The sequence below is a fragment of the Lachnospiraceae bacterium genome, assembly GCA_022794035.1.
Lineage (GTDB): Bacteria > Bacillota > Clostridia > Lachnospirales > Bianqueaceae > CALWPV01.
Map to the genome: position 1 here is coordinate 156,830 of JAAWDX010000012.1, position 15,448 is coordinate 172,277.

Genomic DNA, 15,448 nt, shown 5'->3' on the forward strand with positions numbered 1-15,448 from the left:
TGCCGGAAGCTTTTTAAATAGAAGATTCAGTCCTTTCAGATTTGATAGGACTGTACCATTTTCTGATACCGCTCTGTCACGCGCAGCCTCAGATAAATTCCCTCTTCCTGATATTGTTCTTCTAGGATCTGCGCATTTCGGTGCAGGATATCATTCAGATTTCCCTGCGCATACGGCAGCCGTATTTCTATTTCCTGCTCCATATGGCTTAGCTGCTCTTCCACAGCCTCCATCACTTTTTGCACGCCAGTCTCTTCTAACGCGCTGATATGCAGCACAGCCTCCGCCCCATAAGGGATGCTCAGCGGCTTTTCCTCTTTTACCAGATCCTGTTTATTTAAAACGGTTAGGATGGGTTTATCTGCCGCTTTAAGCTCCAAAAGCTCATCATACGTTACCTGCATATGCAGCTCCGCATTTTCATGAGAGCCATCTACCACATGCAGCAAAATATCTGCATAGGCAGCTTCTTCGAGCGTTGCCCGAAAGGCTTTGACCAAATGATGCGGCAGTTTATGGATGAATCCTACCGTATCGACAAATAGAACGCTGCGCCCGCCTGGCAGTTCACAGCGCCTGGTGGTCGTATCCAGTGTGGCAAAAAGCTTATCCTCTTCTAAAACGCCAGAGGCCGTTAAACGGTTGAATAATGTTGATTTCCCGGCATTGGTATAGCCAACCAAAGCCACAATCGGAATCTGATTTTTCTGCCGCTGTGTCCGCACTAGTTCGCGCTGCTTAACTACATCCTTCAGCTGGCTGCGCAGCATATCCATACGCGCCCGAATATGCCTGCGGTCCATCTCTAGCTTCGTTTCACCGGCGCCTCTGGTATGCGTACCAACCGCAGCGCCCTGCCGCGAAAGCTCTTTTCCAAGACCGATCAGCCTCGTTAGACGGTATTCAAGCTGCGCTAGCTCAATTTGCATCTTTCCTTCTTTAGTCACCGCCCGCTGTGAAAAAATATCTAAAATTAAAAGCGTGCGATCAATGATCTTTGTTTCCAAAAGATCAGACAAATTTTTCAGCTGTGCCGGCGAAAGCTCATCATCACAAATGATGCCGTCAGCTCCCGTCGCAGCCAGCAAGGTTTTAATCTCCTGCACCTTACCGCTTCCCACATAGGTACGCGCATTTTGCATCTCCATCTTTTGGATGATGCGCCCTGCTTCTTCTCCCCCTGCGGTGGTCAGCAGCTCGGCCAGTTCGTTAAGCGAATCCTCTGCGGAAATAGTCGTTTGCTCTGCCTCGACTCCCACCAGAATAAATCGCTGTATCTTTTCGTCTGTATCATATAAGCTCATGAAAATAACACCTCCTCATAAGCAGTCCAAATCTCATCACTTTCCAAACCAAGGCTCCATGCAGCCACGCCGGCAAGCGCATTATCCTTCATGAGCTTCAGACGCCATTTCATAGACGCTGCATCCTCAATCCAAATTCGGTATAGCGTGCCGTCTACCATGCCTTCTGCATAGTTTTGCCCCGTTTCCTTATCATATGTAACCGTTAAGTCATTTTGCTCAATAAAATTCTTGGCCGAGGTCATCCCGACGGCCTCGCTGCGCAGATTCTCCAGTCCCATCCAAATTCTCGTATAATAAGGAACGCCCAAAATCAGCTTTTCTTTACTCACCCCTTCCTCATGCAGCATATTATAAATCGCTGACACCGTAAACTGCTGCGAGGATGTACTGCCGGCGACTGTATCGCCGCTGTAATGCTCGTCATATGCCATGACAATCACATAATCACAGAGCTGTCCCATAATATCCCGCCGATAATAGGATGTCCATTCGGAGGGCACCAGACAATCCGCTGACAGCAAATATCCATTAGTGCGCAGCTCAATCGAGAGCTCTCTTAAAAACTGTATAAAATAATGATCTGTTTTTTCACTCATCTCCTCAAAATCTACATTGATGCCATGCAGCTGATACTTCTCACAGTACTGCAGCAGCTCTTTGGCCAGTGCCTGCCGCTTAGCAGAATCACTCAGAACACGATAGGTCAGCTCATCATCAAAGGAGTTGTCAAACAAAGCCCAGACCTGCAGTCCCTGATTGCGCGCCCAGGCAACATAATTTTCATTGGCAAGGCTGTCGATCCCGCCCTCTTCATTAAGCTTAAACCACGTAGGCGACACAACATTGATATAATATCCGGCGCTTTCAATCTCACTATATACCTCTGCCGTAAATTCATTAGAATACACCTGCTGGAATGCAAGCGATATTGTCCGTCCCGGAAGCTTGTCCTCCGGCATTTCCAGCGCCGGCGGCTGTTTCCGGCTTAATTTTGTATCGGTTTTCTGAATCTGATCCTCCGTCACATAGCCTACATAGCCCAGCTCATTCATTGCCAGGTAAAAGCCTTCTGTCTCCGTCTCATATACAGAAATCATCTCTCCCTTTTTAAGCTTTGCCGTATAATTACGCTCTTCCTCATCCGGCTGCACCAGCAAATAGGTATCTGACTTAATGACCTCTGCAATCGTATCCTCCGGCGCCTGTACCGCCACCATCTGATCCTCTTCATTGACCTTATACTGTGTTCCAAACATTTCTTTGGCTAGTTCAGCTCTCATATAGATTCTGCCCTGCCACTTTTTAAAATCATCCCGATCGATTTCATTTTCTGTCATCTCTGTGGGCGTCGTATACAGTACCTTTTGGATGTCCTCTGCATAAAAAAGCATCTCTTCCGCCCAGTCTTCATTGATGACGTCCAGATCCAAATAAATCTGCCCGTCTACCTTGATTGCTTTGTTTTTATACTCTCCCTTATATACAATATTATATTCGCCGGCCTCCAGCACCGGCGCATACTCCCCCGCACTCATACGCAGCATGCCATAATAATAATGATAAACCTTCACGCCCAAATAAGCCAATAGGCTAATAACGATCAAAGCCGCAGCAGCGGCTAAAAAGAACACCTGCTTTTTTATTTTATTCATTCCTGTTTCTCCTAAATAGCAAAATCCATTTTCAGTGTAACATTCTTTCCCGCCGCCGTCAACTTCTCTTTCTTTTATAACGAAATGATACGGAGTTTTACACGGCCTGCCTGCGCCTTCTGGATTACGGCCTGCCTGCGCCGGCTATGGCTGAAATCGGAAATATAGCTGAGGCTTTTACGCTATTCTGATTTTTTCTCCCGTACCTAGCGGAATTTTTTCAGCCACACTATTTTTCAAAAGCTGGTCATGACGTGGAATTTTCCACCACTTCCCTGATTTTCCACCACGACTGGCTGAATTTTTTCAGCTAATTTCAAATTTTCCACTACACACAGCCGAACTTATGGTACAATAAGGGCAACGAGCGCCGCCAGAACAGGGCGCACTCATCAGAAAGGATCACACTGTGTTTAATATAAAAGAAGAACTGCGAAAGCTCCCCCACCGTCCCGGCGTCTACATTATGCATGAGGGTGATTTGATTCTCTATGTAGGAAAAGCCGTCGATTTACATAATCGGGTACGCCAATACTTTCAAAGTCCCAAAGGAAAATCCCCCAAAATTCTGCGCATGGTACAGCGCGTTGAATATTTTGAATACATCGTAACCGACACCGAGATGGAAGCGCTGATTTTAGAAAACAATCTCATCAAAGAGCACCGTCCCCCCTACAACACCATGCTTAAGGATGACAAACAATATCCTTATATCAAAGTAACCACACAGGAAGCCTATCCCCGCATTTTTAAGACCCGCAATCTGCTTCGCGACCGCAACCGCTATTTTGGTCCATACACCAATGTGCTCGCCGTCAATCAAACGCTTGAGCTCATGAAAAAGCTCTGGACGCTCCGTGACTGCCACCGCGTCCTGCCGCGTGACATCGGCAAAGAGCGGCCCTGCCTCAACTATCATATCGGTCGCTGCTGCGGCCCCTGCACGGGCCAGATCTCTCCCGAAGAATACGGTAAAATGGTATCCCAGGCCATCGATCTTCTATGCGGCAAGCATCATCTGATCATTAAAGATCTCGAAAGCAAAATGTACAAGGCCTCCGAAGAAATGGATTTTGAACAGGCCGCCCTCTACCGCGACCAGATCGCCGGGGTCCGCTTCCTCTCCCAGCAGCAAAAGCTCGAGCATGCCGGTTCCGACGAAGACCGCGACGTCATCGCCATTGCCAAAGAAGAGGATACCGCGCTCGTACAGGCCTTCTTCATCCGCGGCGGCAAGCTCATCGGCCGCGAGCACTTCATGATGGACGGCACCAATTATATGAAGCCCGGCGCCATCATCGGCATCTTCATTCAGCAATTTTACAGCGGTGCCACCTTCATTCCCAAAGAGCTGCTCGTCGAAGAGCTCCCCTTAGATCACGCCCTTTTAGAAGAATATCTCACCTCCAGGCGCGGCCAAAAAGTCCAGATCCTGCAGCCGCAGCGCGGCGAAAAGAACCACCTCGTCAGCCTTGCCCACAAAAATGCGGCGCTCACTCTATCTCAATTTGGCGCGCGCCTCAAGGCTGAAGAGCACCGGACCCGCGGAGCGGTCCACCAGCTAGAGCTGCTGCTAGATTTTACCGAATATCCAATTGAGCGCATCGAAGCTTTTGATATCTCCAATACCTTTGGATCCCAGTCCGTCGGATCTATGGTTGTTTTTGAAAATGGAAAGCCTAAAAGCAGCGATTACCGAAAATTTAAAATCCAAACCGTCATTGGCGCTGATGATTATGCTTCCATGGAGGAGGTCCTGCGAAGACGCTTTACGCATGCATTAGAAGAAATCCATCAGCTGGCAAAAGACGGCAAGGATCCCTCTTTAGGAAGCTTTACTAAATTGCCGGATCTGCTATTGATGGATGGCGGCCGCGGTCAGGTCAACATTGCCCTCAAAGTTCTGCAGGAAGTAGGGCTTGGCATTCCGGTAGCCGGTATGGTCAAGGACGACCACCACCGCACTCGCGGACTCTATTATGAGAACCGGGAAATTGATTTTGGAAAAAATAAAGAAGCCTTTCATTTGATCACGCGTATTCAGGATGAGGCGCACCGCTTTGCGATCAATTACCACCGAAAGCTGCGGGCTGATGATCAGATCCGCTCTGTGCTAGATCAAATCCCCGGCATTGGAAACACGCGCCGCAAATCTCTACTACGGCATTTTGGATCTGTAGATGCCATCAAATCCCTGTCCGTTGATGAGTTAAAACAAGCTGACGGTATGAATCAGCCTGCGGCTGAAGCCGTATATCAATTCTTTCATTCTCAGAAGGAGGCCCCCCGAACATGACCCCCAAAAACAGCTATGATATGACGCAAGGAAGCCCCATGCGCTTACTGCTTCTTTTCACCCTGCCCATGCTGCTCGGCAATCTTTTTCAGCAGCTCTACTCTTCTGTGGACTCCATTGTATTGGGCCGCTTCGTCAACGTGCAGGCTATGGCTGCCATCGGCGCCACCTCCTCCATGTTATACTTCTTTTTGAATATTGCCATTGGCCTCAGCAACGGTCTAGGCATCGTTGTTTCTCAATATTTCGGCGCTAAAAATGAAAAAATGATTCAAAAATCTGCCGCCAACTCATTCCTGATCACGCTGTGTGCCGCTCTGATCATGGGCGGTCTCGGGCTTTTCTTTTCCCGCCCGCTGCTGATCGCTCTGCGTACCCCCGACGATATCTTAGATATGGCGCAGCAATATGTAACAGTCAATTTCAGCGGTATGATCTGTCTGCTTGGCTATAACGTAACAGCTTCTATCTCCAGAGCGCTGGGAAACAGCCGTACGCCCCTCTATTTTCTTATTTTCTCTTCCATCTTAAATATCATCGGAGATTTAGTGTTTGTGCTCCTTTTTCATATGGGCATTCGCGGTGTTGCCATTGCCACCGTTGGGTCGCAGGGCATCTCCGCTCTTCTTTCCGTCCTTTATCTCGCTAAGCACTACCCCGTGCTGCGCTTCTCCCCTCGCCAGCTGCGCCCTGACTGGTCCCTGATCGGCCGTGTGCTGCGCATAGGACTTCCTATGGGCCTGCAGAGCGCTTTCTTTGCCGCCGGCATGATGGTCATCCAAGGCGTCATCAATTCCTACGGCACCGATGTCGTCGCCGGCTACAGCGCCGGAGTCCGTGTGGAACAGCTGACCTGGCTTACCTTTACCACTCTGGGACATGCGCTTTCCAGCTATACCGGACAAAACGCCGGTGCCAAGGATCTTAAGCGCATCCAGCTCGGCGTAAAAGCTGGCCTCAAAATTGCTTTCATTTCCTGCTTATCCTCCACTGTTCTCGTTTATCTGATAGGCACACCGCTGCTGAGATTATTCATCGCCTCTGACCAGCCGCAAATCCTCTCCATCGCCAAAGGCTTCCTTTTTGTCAACGCCACATTCTACTTACCGCTCGGCCTTATCCTGATTTACAACTCCACCCTGCGCGGCATGGGAGATATCGGTACACCCATGCTCTCTGCTATGATTGAGCTTATCGTCAAGGTCGGCGGCTCCCTTCTTTTCTCCTATTTCTTCGGCTACTTCGGCATCTGGTTTGCCGAGCCTCTCGGCTGGGTGCTAGGCACCATCCCTAGCATGATACATTATTATAGAGGAAAATGGAAAAAGCTCGTTGTCCAGCTCAAGGTTTGATTGCAAGGCTCACTATATTTCTACCGCCATGGGCGGAAATAGACGAATATCTCAAAATAAAAATGGCGGAATTTTTTCCGCCATTTTTTATTCTTTTGCTATTTTCAGAAATTCAATTCCCCTTATTTTAAGTCCAGCACAATCTCTCTCATTTTTCCGCCTAGTTCCCGCTGCTCTGCTTTGCTCATAGAGGCCACGTCAATCGGCTCTCCGAAATAGACATGCACCTCGGAGGGCTTTACCTTAATCCCCTTATTTCCTTCCAGAATCGCATATACATTTTCCAAGCGGAAAGGCACAATCGGCGCTCCCACCATCGTAGCCGCTTTGATACTGCCTTTCTTAAACTCGGCAATATCAGGGCCCTGACTGCGCGTTCCTTCCGGGAAAATCACCATATTGAGTCCTTCTGTCAGCCGCTGGCTGGCCTCTTTGATCGCGGTGAGAGACTGCCGCAAATTCTCCCGGTCAATGGAGACACAGCCCAGCATGGCCAGAATAGGACCTAAAAAAGGCTTTTTACCCACAGATTTTTTAGAGACAAATGCTGTCGGCGCCTCCATCACGCTCAAAATAGCTGGAATATCCAAATAGCTCTGATGATTGCCGACAAACAAAACGCCCTTTTGCTCTGGCAGATTCTCCAATCCATGATAGATTACCCGCGAACCTGCGATTTTCAGAAGCTTAGCGGCTCTTTCATGTACAAAATCATACCCCATCTGCCATCCTTCTGCCTGAGGCAGCTTTTTGCTTTTGCGAATATATTTTCTGGCTTCTAAAAACACCTTTGCCATATATGCAGCTGTGCGGATTGTTTCAAACATGTCCATTCCCCATTTCCATGATCATTTTCTTGTCTTTATCATACCGAAAAAACTACTAAAAAGCAAGAATTATTTAAGGATCAACATAAACAGAGGGACTCCGTTTGGAATCCCCCTATCTATGTTATTCATTGTACTTAGCTCTGCGTTTATATGCGATGAGTCCCGCCAGCAGTATGGCTGCCGCAATTAGCATACTCATGCTGCTATATACGCCCTGATCTCCGGTAGCAACGCCCTGATTGCCCGGTGCTACCGCTGTAGAACCCGCGTATGCTTTTTCTGTTTGCAGCTGAATGTCTTCTTCTACTACCGACACATCTCCTGCACCGCCCTGAGATATCTCGTATTCCTCTTTAGATCCCCAGTGCCCCGGAGCTCCTTCTTCTACTGCATCTGCTCCATAGGCAACTGCTATATTGCCGATATCTTTGCCGACTGCCGAAGCTTCCACTCTGGCAGTGAACGTCACTTCATAACGCTCTTCGCCAAAAATATCGCCAATCATAACGCTCAGCATACGACTATCTGCTTGGTATACCGCCGAATCAAGCTTCTGCGGCACACCGCTTGGATCGATCAGATAAATTGTATTTGGATCAACCGTCAGTCCTTCCGGAATCTGATCGGTGATACGCACTCCCGTCCATACGGATCCATACCGGCGATTCTCCACTTTGATGCCATAGCGAATTGTATCGCCTACTTTTACGCCCGTGGCATCTGCTGCTTCATTAACAGCTGTTTTTGAAACCATCGGATCTGGTCCTGGCAAGGGCCTTGCTGTCTCCTCTTCGTTGGGCTTGGCCTCCTGAGAGCTAGTCACGGCATTATCGCCTTCTGCCCATGCAAGATTGGTTAAGCTCTGTGCCGCCTGATTTTCTGATTGGATGGCTTCCTGCCGGATCACTGTTTCAAAAGTCACCGTATAAACATCTGGACTCTCGATATCTCCGATAGGAACCGTTAACATCCGTGTCTCAGCATTATAACATGAGGCTGGTAATGTTTCGAGCTTTATTCCGTTTTTCATCAGAGAAAGGCTACTTGTATCCAGCTCCATGCCCGCCGGAATCTGATCCATAATCTGTACATTCTCCCATGTCCTATATGGATATTGATTCTGCGCACTGATCGAATAGGCCAGCCTGTCGCCTACCAGATTGCGGTCGGTTCGATTTGTATTGACGACGGTTTTGTCCAGCTTGGGCAGCGGATCGCCGATTCGTTCAGCTACAATTTCGATTTGATAATCTTTTTCTACAGCATCCAGCACTACTTTGTTTTCTGTAAGCAGATCACTCCTCAGCTCTCCATTTACATAAATATGAGTGATGACGCTATCCTCTTCTACATTCCATGTGATCTCATAGGGATCGCCTGCTTTTACCGAAGTATTGCTGGCTGTGACGGAAACATTCGCGTCTCCCTGAATCTGCGTCATGACCTTATAATGGTCCTTGGGCAGCACAGGAGCATCCGGATCCTCCGGCTCTGCCACCGGATCCTGTGCAAAGACTACCTGTACACTGTGATCATCCTGAATATCTTCAAAAGGCTGATCTCCGTTTGTTCCTTCTGCCACCGAACGAAACAGCATAATCGGCTGCGGTACTTCTGTATTATAATAGATTTTATTGCCATCGATCGTTACATCCTGCACATGCCATCCCGAAGCTGCCTCCCACTCTACTGTGTAGGCATCGCCGCGTTTTACAATCATCGAATCCGAGATCGTGCCCTGTCCAGTTTTACCCGTGTTAACACGCAGCTGCTCGCTTTCCGGCACTACCACTGTGCCCGCCTGCTGCTTGGGCGCTGCCTCTACCACAACTCGATAATCAGAAACAATATTGGGTACAGTAATTTCTCCCGTCGTCAGATCTGCTGTGATCCCCGGAACTGGATTTCCTGCAGCATCATATACGGTTACGCCAACAAGCTCATAATTGATCGGATCAGCCACGCTGGCATACACGGTGTAGCTGTCTCCAATTGCGACATCGGCTGAAGGCGTGATGCTGCCCGGCCCTCCTGTCAGCTGCGTTGTAACCATAGCGCTTACTGCCGGTGTATTTTCTTTTTCCAGTATGATCTCTACCTTATGATCTGCTTCTACCTTAGAAAAAAGAATTTGATTTTCATGCAACAGATCAGCGCGGTTCATTCCATCTATTTTAACCGCTGTTACTACATATCCGTCACCGGCATTCCAGGTCACTGTATAATTTTCGGTCCTTGGATCATTCTGAGCCATGCGGATGCTCGGCGTTATGGAGCTGCCGGCTCCTCCGCCTGTCAGCTGTGTCTCCACACTGTAAAAGTCGGGCGCCAGCTCTCCCTCATCCACAAACTCTACGAGCACATAATGATGATCTTCAATCGCCGGGATCACCAAGGTTCTATTTTCTTGCGGAAGCTGCATAACACCGTCCAGCCATACAGCCTTGACGGCATATCCTGCTGCCGGCTCATAAGAAACCGTTACATCCGTCCCCTGTCTGTACGGGTTGCTTCCATTTTCTGAAGAAGAAAGTATAATCTGCCCTTCTCCTTTCTGGCCCAGCGTTACATTCCAAAGCTTGATCCATTTGGCATAGAATTTAACTCCGTCCAGATATTCAGGCCTACTCATATCAAATACATCATCTTTGGAAACAGGCTCTCCCTCTCCATTAATATCCTCGTACCAGCCAAGAAATTCATATCCCGGCCGCACCGGAGGCTTAGCGATCGAGGCCAATTTCCCTGTATCGCTTAAAAGCGTCTGTGTATAATGATCGGTACCGTCATTGTGATAAAAGTTGGCGCGATAGGCGCTCACACTGACGGGAATTACCAGATCCTCGCTCACATTCCCTGCATAATCCACGGCAAAAGCATGCACGTAATACTGCTTGCCCGGCTCCAGAGCAGCTGTTTCATAATTAACAACTGCCTCTGCACTGGAGGCACGCATTACCTGAGCCGTTGGTACAGAGGATAAAACGATCGGCGTCTCGCTGGTATTCACAGCGCTCACATAATATCCACGAAGACCTGATTTAGCCGTTCCTTTATAAATCGATGCATCATCCGGATTGGTCGCCGTGCTTGACCACACCTCATCCGGATATGTCACTCCAGTAGACTGATCGATGCTCGCCGCTCGAATCCCTTGAATCCTGTATGCATATGTTGTGCCGTAATCTTCTGATCCATTTAAGGCAATCGTCGCTGTATAAGTACTCAAATCTGCCGCCGGCGTTACACCGGCCAGCTGTCCACTTGGCTTTTGCGGCGCTGCTTCATCGATGAACGAAGAATCCCGGGCCGTCGTCGTCGTTGTTGTCTGCGCGATATAAATCAGCGTATTGGCAAACACCTTCGCTTCGTCCAGCGTAGCCTGTCCGTTAGAATGCCCTGTCTGAATCATCGCATAAGGGCCCTTCGTAATCAGATAATAATTATCCGTCGAACCCGTCACGCCCGGCGTTACGCGATTGACCACATTGCCGGCCGCATCGGAAAACTGCATCCAGACACGGGTAGTGCTAGTATTGGGCACATACTGCCCCAGCACATGCGCAGCCGGAATCGTTAAGGTCGCTCCCTCCAGATTCCAGGGGCGGCTGGTCAAAAATCCAGTATCGACTACCTTAACATTGGTATTAAGATAGCTCACGCTCGTTCCCGGAAGCGTAATCCCTAAAAAGTCATCCTGTGCAAAGCGGTTAAAATAAGGATGTCCGCTTACACCATTAGTAACTGTATCATGACCGAACATAATACCGCCGCCGGCTTGAGCAAACTCAAGCGTCGCTTGCTGCGAAGCAGCATTCAGATCCTGATTGGCATTGGCATCATAGGTGCCAAACATAAGTACATTATATTTATATGTCCCATCCGCATTTTTAAGATAGGCATTGGGATTGCTGTTATACTGACTGATCTCAATCGCGTCTACCTGAATGATCCCGCGCCCTACTGTCGTAGCGGTGCCATCATAGTCGGTTGCCGCCATCCCCATCCAGTTTTTCAGATAGGCCGTGCTGGCCGCATTGGGCGCCACATTGAGCACTCTCACGCTGCCGTCCCGCGCATCCACATCAACCGGTGAACGCGTTTCCCAGTTGCTCCATGTGCCGTTTTCATTTTTCTTTGACTGCCACATCCGATAGGTATAAGGCCTGGCTGGATCTGCCATTCCCTCGCCCGGCCGCTGCGGATTCTCATACGGGAAGCTCCATTCCAGCTCTGCTGTGATGCCTCCGTCATTTGCAACCGTATAATACCCGTTTAGATTGATTTTGCCTTCCTCGTATGTAGGCTTCACATAATCGGCCGGTTTTTGCCCTGAAGCCTCTCTTGTATCCGATGAATCTGCCTGCGCATTGACAGCAGGCAGGCCTGTGCCTGCACACAGCATTGCCAGTGCCAGAATCATGGATACTACTTTTCTCTTTTTCATCGTATCCTCCATGCTGAAATGCATTTATTCTTGAAGCATAATATATTTATATATACCACAAAAATTTTTTCATTGCAATGCTTTCAGCAGAGATAACGCATAAAAAAACAGCCTTTCTCACGAAAGGCTGTTTTGATTTGACTAAATACTCTTACAGCTCTGCAAAATATTTGATCGTTCTAACCATCTGGCTGGTATAGGAGTTCTCGTTATCATACCAAGAAACTACCTGTACTTCGCTGGTGCCGTTGTCCAGATTGATTACCATGGTCTGCGTAGAATCAAACAGAGAACCATAGGTGATACCAATAATATCAGAAGATACGATCGGATCCTCGTTATAGCCAAAGGAATCAGAAGCAGCAGCCTTCATAGCAGCATTGATCTGATCTACCGTTACATGACCCTCTACAATAGCGGTCAGGATGGTGGTAGAACCAGTCGGAACCGGTACACGCTGTGCGGAACCGATCAGCTTGCCGTTCAGCTCCGGAATAACCAAACCGATTGCTTTGGCAGCACCGGTAGAGTTAGGAACGATATTTACCGCACCGGCACGAGCGCGGCGCAGATCGCCTTTTCTATGCGGACCATCCAGAATCATCTGGTCGCCGGTGTAGGCATGGATTGTGCTCATGATACCGCTCTTAATCGGAGCCAGATCATTCAGAGCCTTAGCCATAGGAGCTAAGCAGTTGGTGGTACAGGATGCAGCAGAAATAATCTGGTCATCCTTGTCCAGCGTATTCTCATTAACGCTGAAAACAACGGTCTTCAGATCGTTGCCAGCAGGTGCGGAAATAACGACCTTCTTAGCGCCGGCATCAATATGAGCCTGGCTCTTTGCTTTGGACGTATAGAAACCAGTACACTCCAGAACAACGTCAACGCCCAGCTCGCCCCACGGCAGATCAGCAGCATCTTTCATGCTGTAGATGGTGATCTCTTTTCCGTCTACGATGATAGAGCCCTCGCCTGCCTTCACCTCATGGCCGTCGTAACGTCCCTGAGAAGAATCATACTTCAGCAAATGAGCCAGCATTTTAGGATCTGTTAAATCGTTGATCGCTACTACTTCATAACCTTCAGCACCGAACATCTGTCTGAATGCCAGACGACCAATGCGTCCAAAACCGTTAATAGCAACTTTTACCATTGGAATCATCCTCCATAAAGTTTAAAATTTTACAGCCTCTATTTTACGCCAGTTTTCTGACATTGTCAAGCGATTAACATAGTTTCTGCATAAAACTGCGGCGGCCTTCTTAAATCTGCTGGCTTTCCTCTTTTTCGCGCTTTGCGCGCTGCTCCTTCTGATGCAGGCGGTACACAAAAAGACCAAACAGGATAATCATGGCACCGGTGAAGCAGGGCATGATCTGCCCGGTTACGAAGGTTTTGCCAAATAGCTCAAACGAACAGTCCTGAAAGGCTGACATGAAAAATATGGCGTAATAGGTGCCGCACATAGCGCCCAGATTGGCAAAGGTGGAGCTGACTGACAGGCAGATGGTCTGGCTTTCTTTGGGCAGATGATAAAATGACATGTTGGGAAGGATGATATTGAGCGCCGGAGAAAAGATATAGCAAAGCAGTGCTACGACCAGATAAAACCATTCTGTCCCCTCCATAACGAGCGCATGTGTAAAAAATATAATGCCATATGCAAATAAAACCTTATACAGCGCGGAGAGCCACGAGGTGCGGTCTATGTAATTGGCCCAGCGCCGGCGCACCAAAAAGACCATCGGCACATACAGGGCGGCACAGATATTGATAAAGGAATAGCTCATATTCAGCGTATCCAGCATGTAAACGGTGTAATAGGAGCCGGAGGTCGTGGCTACAAAGTTCCAGAAAAACAGAATCAGGATGGATGGAATGTACTGCTTATGCTTAAAGGGCTCTGTAAAAATGGCTTTCAGCTTGACGGGGCCTTTTGTGTCTTCATAGGGATATTCTTTGATCTTGGTCAGCCAGAAAATATCGCCTGCGGCGAAAAACAGCGCTGCGATACGCAGGATGGTAAATCCTGCCAGTGCCTCTCCCTCCGCCTTAAAATGATCCAGCACAGAGCTGCCCAGTAGCACAAAGATATAGATTGCCAGGTTGTTAAAGGCAGTGGACTGTGAAAAATGCGTGGCTCTTCTGCTTTCTGGGATGCTGCCCATATGCCATAGCGAAACGCCCTGCGCTGTGGAGGCAGATACGATGTTCAAAAGCGCGATGCAGATAAGCACCAGCGCGACCTGTACTGAATTTTGAAATGGCAGAAAGCAGACAATCCCAATGAGGACAATGTTGCTGAAAAGAACGATAATCCGGGAAATGATCAGCAGCTTTTTACGCTTTTCAAAGCGGTTCAGAAGCAAGGGACTCAGCAGCTGGAACGTGTTGCACAGGTATACAATGACATTGACCAGGCCGATCTGCACCGTGCTGGCCTTCAGATAAATCAAAAGCCCGGTGAGAAAATTTCCGCCAACTAAATTAGCCGCTACATTGTAAAAACAATTTTCGGTTAAAATGCGGTATCGGTTGGTTTCCTTTTCGTCACACGGGCTTAGCTTATGCAGTATTCGATTTTTTACATCTACATATTTCATTGGCATTCCCTCTCGTTGCCATTAAGAATAGTAGTTGTATGATACCTGATTTTTTGTATTTGTCAACGGGGTAATGAATGGACTATTGGCAACAAAACCAGTATTATTTCACGCGGAGGTCCGTTTTGCGCTGATAGCGCTCTGTTTGTTTAAGATATTCGATCAGCATGAGCGGCCAGTCTGTCTGGATCAGATCAAATCCGCGATCAGCCAGCCAGCCCCATCCCTCCTGCAAAGAGGCTGTCAGCGCTGTATCATCAGAATGACCGGCAGCCAGCTGATCCCGATAATTATAGATAATGGCATTGGCCCATACCAGCTTGCCATCCTGATGCATCCGGTCAATAAAGGCTGGCGCTGCTACCGCGCTTTCTTCACGGGTAAAGAGTACTTCGGCCCCCACATATCGGATCTTTCTGCGCATGAGCGCCTCATGCAGCGGATGCTCTTCCTTTACAATGGGCATGAACGGAAGATCCGGCGAAAGCTCTTCTAAAACCTGAAGCACCTGTTCTGACAAGCTGCTTTTTACTAAGATCTGATCGATCATATCATGCCGTTTGATAGCGTGATATATTTCTTTTGGACAGCCCCAATATTTATCTACATTGATTAAACATTTCCCTTTAAATTGCTCCAGAAGCTCATCAAAGCTTGGCAGTCCAAACTGTGTCGGCGTTCCGTCCGGATTCAGATAGCGCAGCTTTTTTACTTCTGCATGACTCAGCTCTCCAATATGCTGATCTATCCCTAAATATCGTTTTTCCATCCCCGGATGAAAAATGACCAGCACACCGTCTGCTGTTATATCTACATCGGTTTCAATCATATCTGCGCCCTGCCGAAGCGCTGTCTCATAGGCCGGCACCGTATTGCAGGGAATATTGCCCCCGCTGACACCGCGATGGGCGACAATGATCCTATGCTCTTTTGCTATGTTCTGTAAATCGAATTTCAT

General features: G+C 48.4%; 9 protein-coding genes. 2 read left to right on the top strand and 7 right to left on the bottom strand.

What is annotated here, in order from left to right:
- Nucleotides 1-35: 35 nt before the first annotated feature.
- Entirely contained in the window at nt 36-1,304 is a 1,269-nt protein-coding gene (gene hflX, locus HFE64_09950; GenBank protein ID MCI8633785.1) for a GTPase HflX, read from the bottom strand.
- Entirely contained in the window at nt 1,301-2,959 is a 1,659-nt protein-coding gene (locus HFE64_09955; protein MCI8633786.1) for a hypothetical protein, read from the bottom strand. The genes hflX and HFE64_09955 overlap by 4 nt, the downstream gene beginning before the upstream one ends.
- 409 nt (nt 2,960-3,368) lie before the next feature.
- Here HFE64_09955 and uvrC point away from each other — a divergent pair, with 409 nt between their 5' ends.
- Together uvrC and HFE64_09965 are read left to right on the top strand one after the other, a co-directional pair.
- Nucleotides 3,369-5,255, top strand: a complete 1,887-nt coding sequence (uvrC, locus tag HFE64_09960; protein MCI8633787.1) for an excinuclease ABC subunit UvrC — start codon at nt 3,369-3,371, stop codon at nt 5,253-5,255.
- Nucleotides 5,252-6,607: an MATE family efflux transporter gene (locus tag HFE64_09965; GenBank protein MCI8633788.1), complete on the top strand. Its 1,356-nt coding sequence runs from the start codon at nt 5,252-5,254 to the stop codon at nt 6,605-6,607. Before uvrC ends, HFE64_09965 begins: the two co-directional genes overlap by 4 nt.
- Nucleotides 6,608-6,729: 122 nt before the next feature.
- On the opposite strand, the gene HFE64_09970 is transcribed toward HFE64_09965, so the two are convergent.
- From HFE64_09970 to HFE64_09990, 5 genes are all read right to left on the bottom strand, one after another.
- The gene (locus HFE64_09970; protein ID MCI8633789.1) at nt 6,730-7,434 is read right to left on the bottom strand and encodes a 1-acyl-sn-glycerol-3-phosphate acyltransferase; all 705 of its coding nucleotides are present in this window, start codon (nt 7,432-7,434) and stop codon (nt 6,730-6,732) included.
- Nucleotides 7,435-7,558: 124 nt separating this feature from the next.
- Nucleotides 7,559-11,884: an isopeptide-forming domain-containing fimbrial protein gene (locus HFE64_09975; GenBank protein ID MCI8633790.1), complete on the bottom strand. Its 4,326-nt coding sequence runs from the start codon at nt 11,882-11,884 to the stop codon at nt 7,559-7,561.
- 151 nt (nt 11,885-12,035) lie between these two features.
- Entirely contained in the window at nt 12,036-13,040 is a 1,005-nt protein-coding gene (gene gap / locus HFE64_09980; GenBank protein MCI8633791.1) for a type I glyceraldehyde-3-phosphate dehydrogenase, read from the bottom strand.
- Between the two features lie 109 nt (nt 13,041-13,149).
- Complete coding sequence (locus tag HFE64_09985; protein MCI8633792.1) at nt 13,150-14,490, bottom strand: MFS transporter; 1,341 nt, start codon at nt 14,488-14,490, stop codon at nt 13,150-13,152.
- A 103-nt stretch (nt 14,491-14,593) separates the two neighbouring features.
- On the bottom strand, nt 14,594-15,448 hold the full coding sequence (locus HFE64_09990) for a glycerophosphodiester phosphodiesterase family protein (protein ID MCI8633793.1): 855 nt from the start codon (nt 15,446-15,448) through the stop codon (nt 14,594-14,596).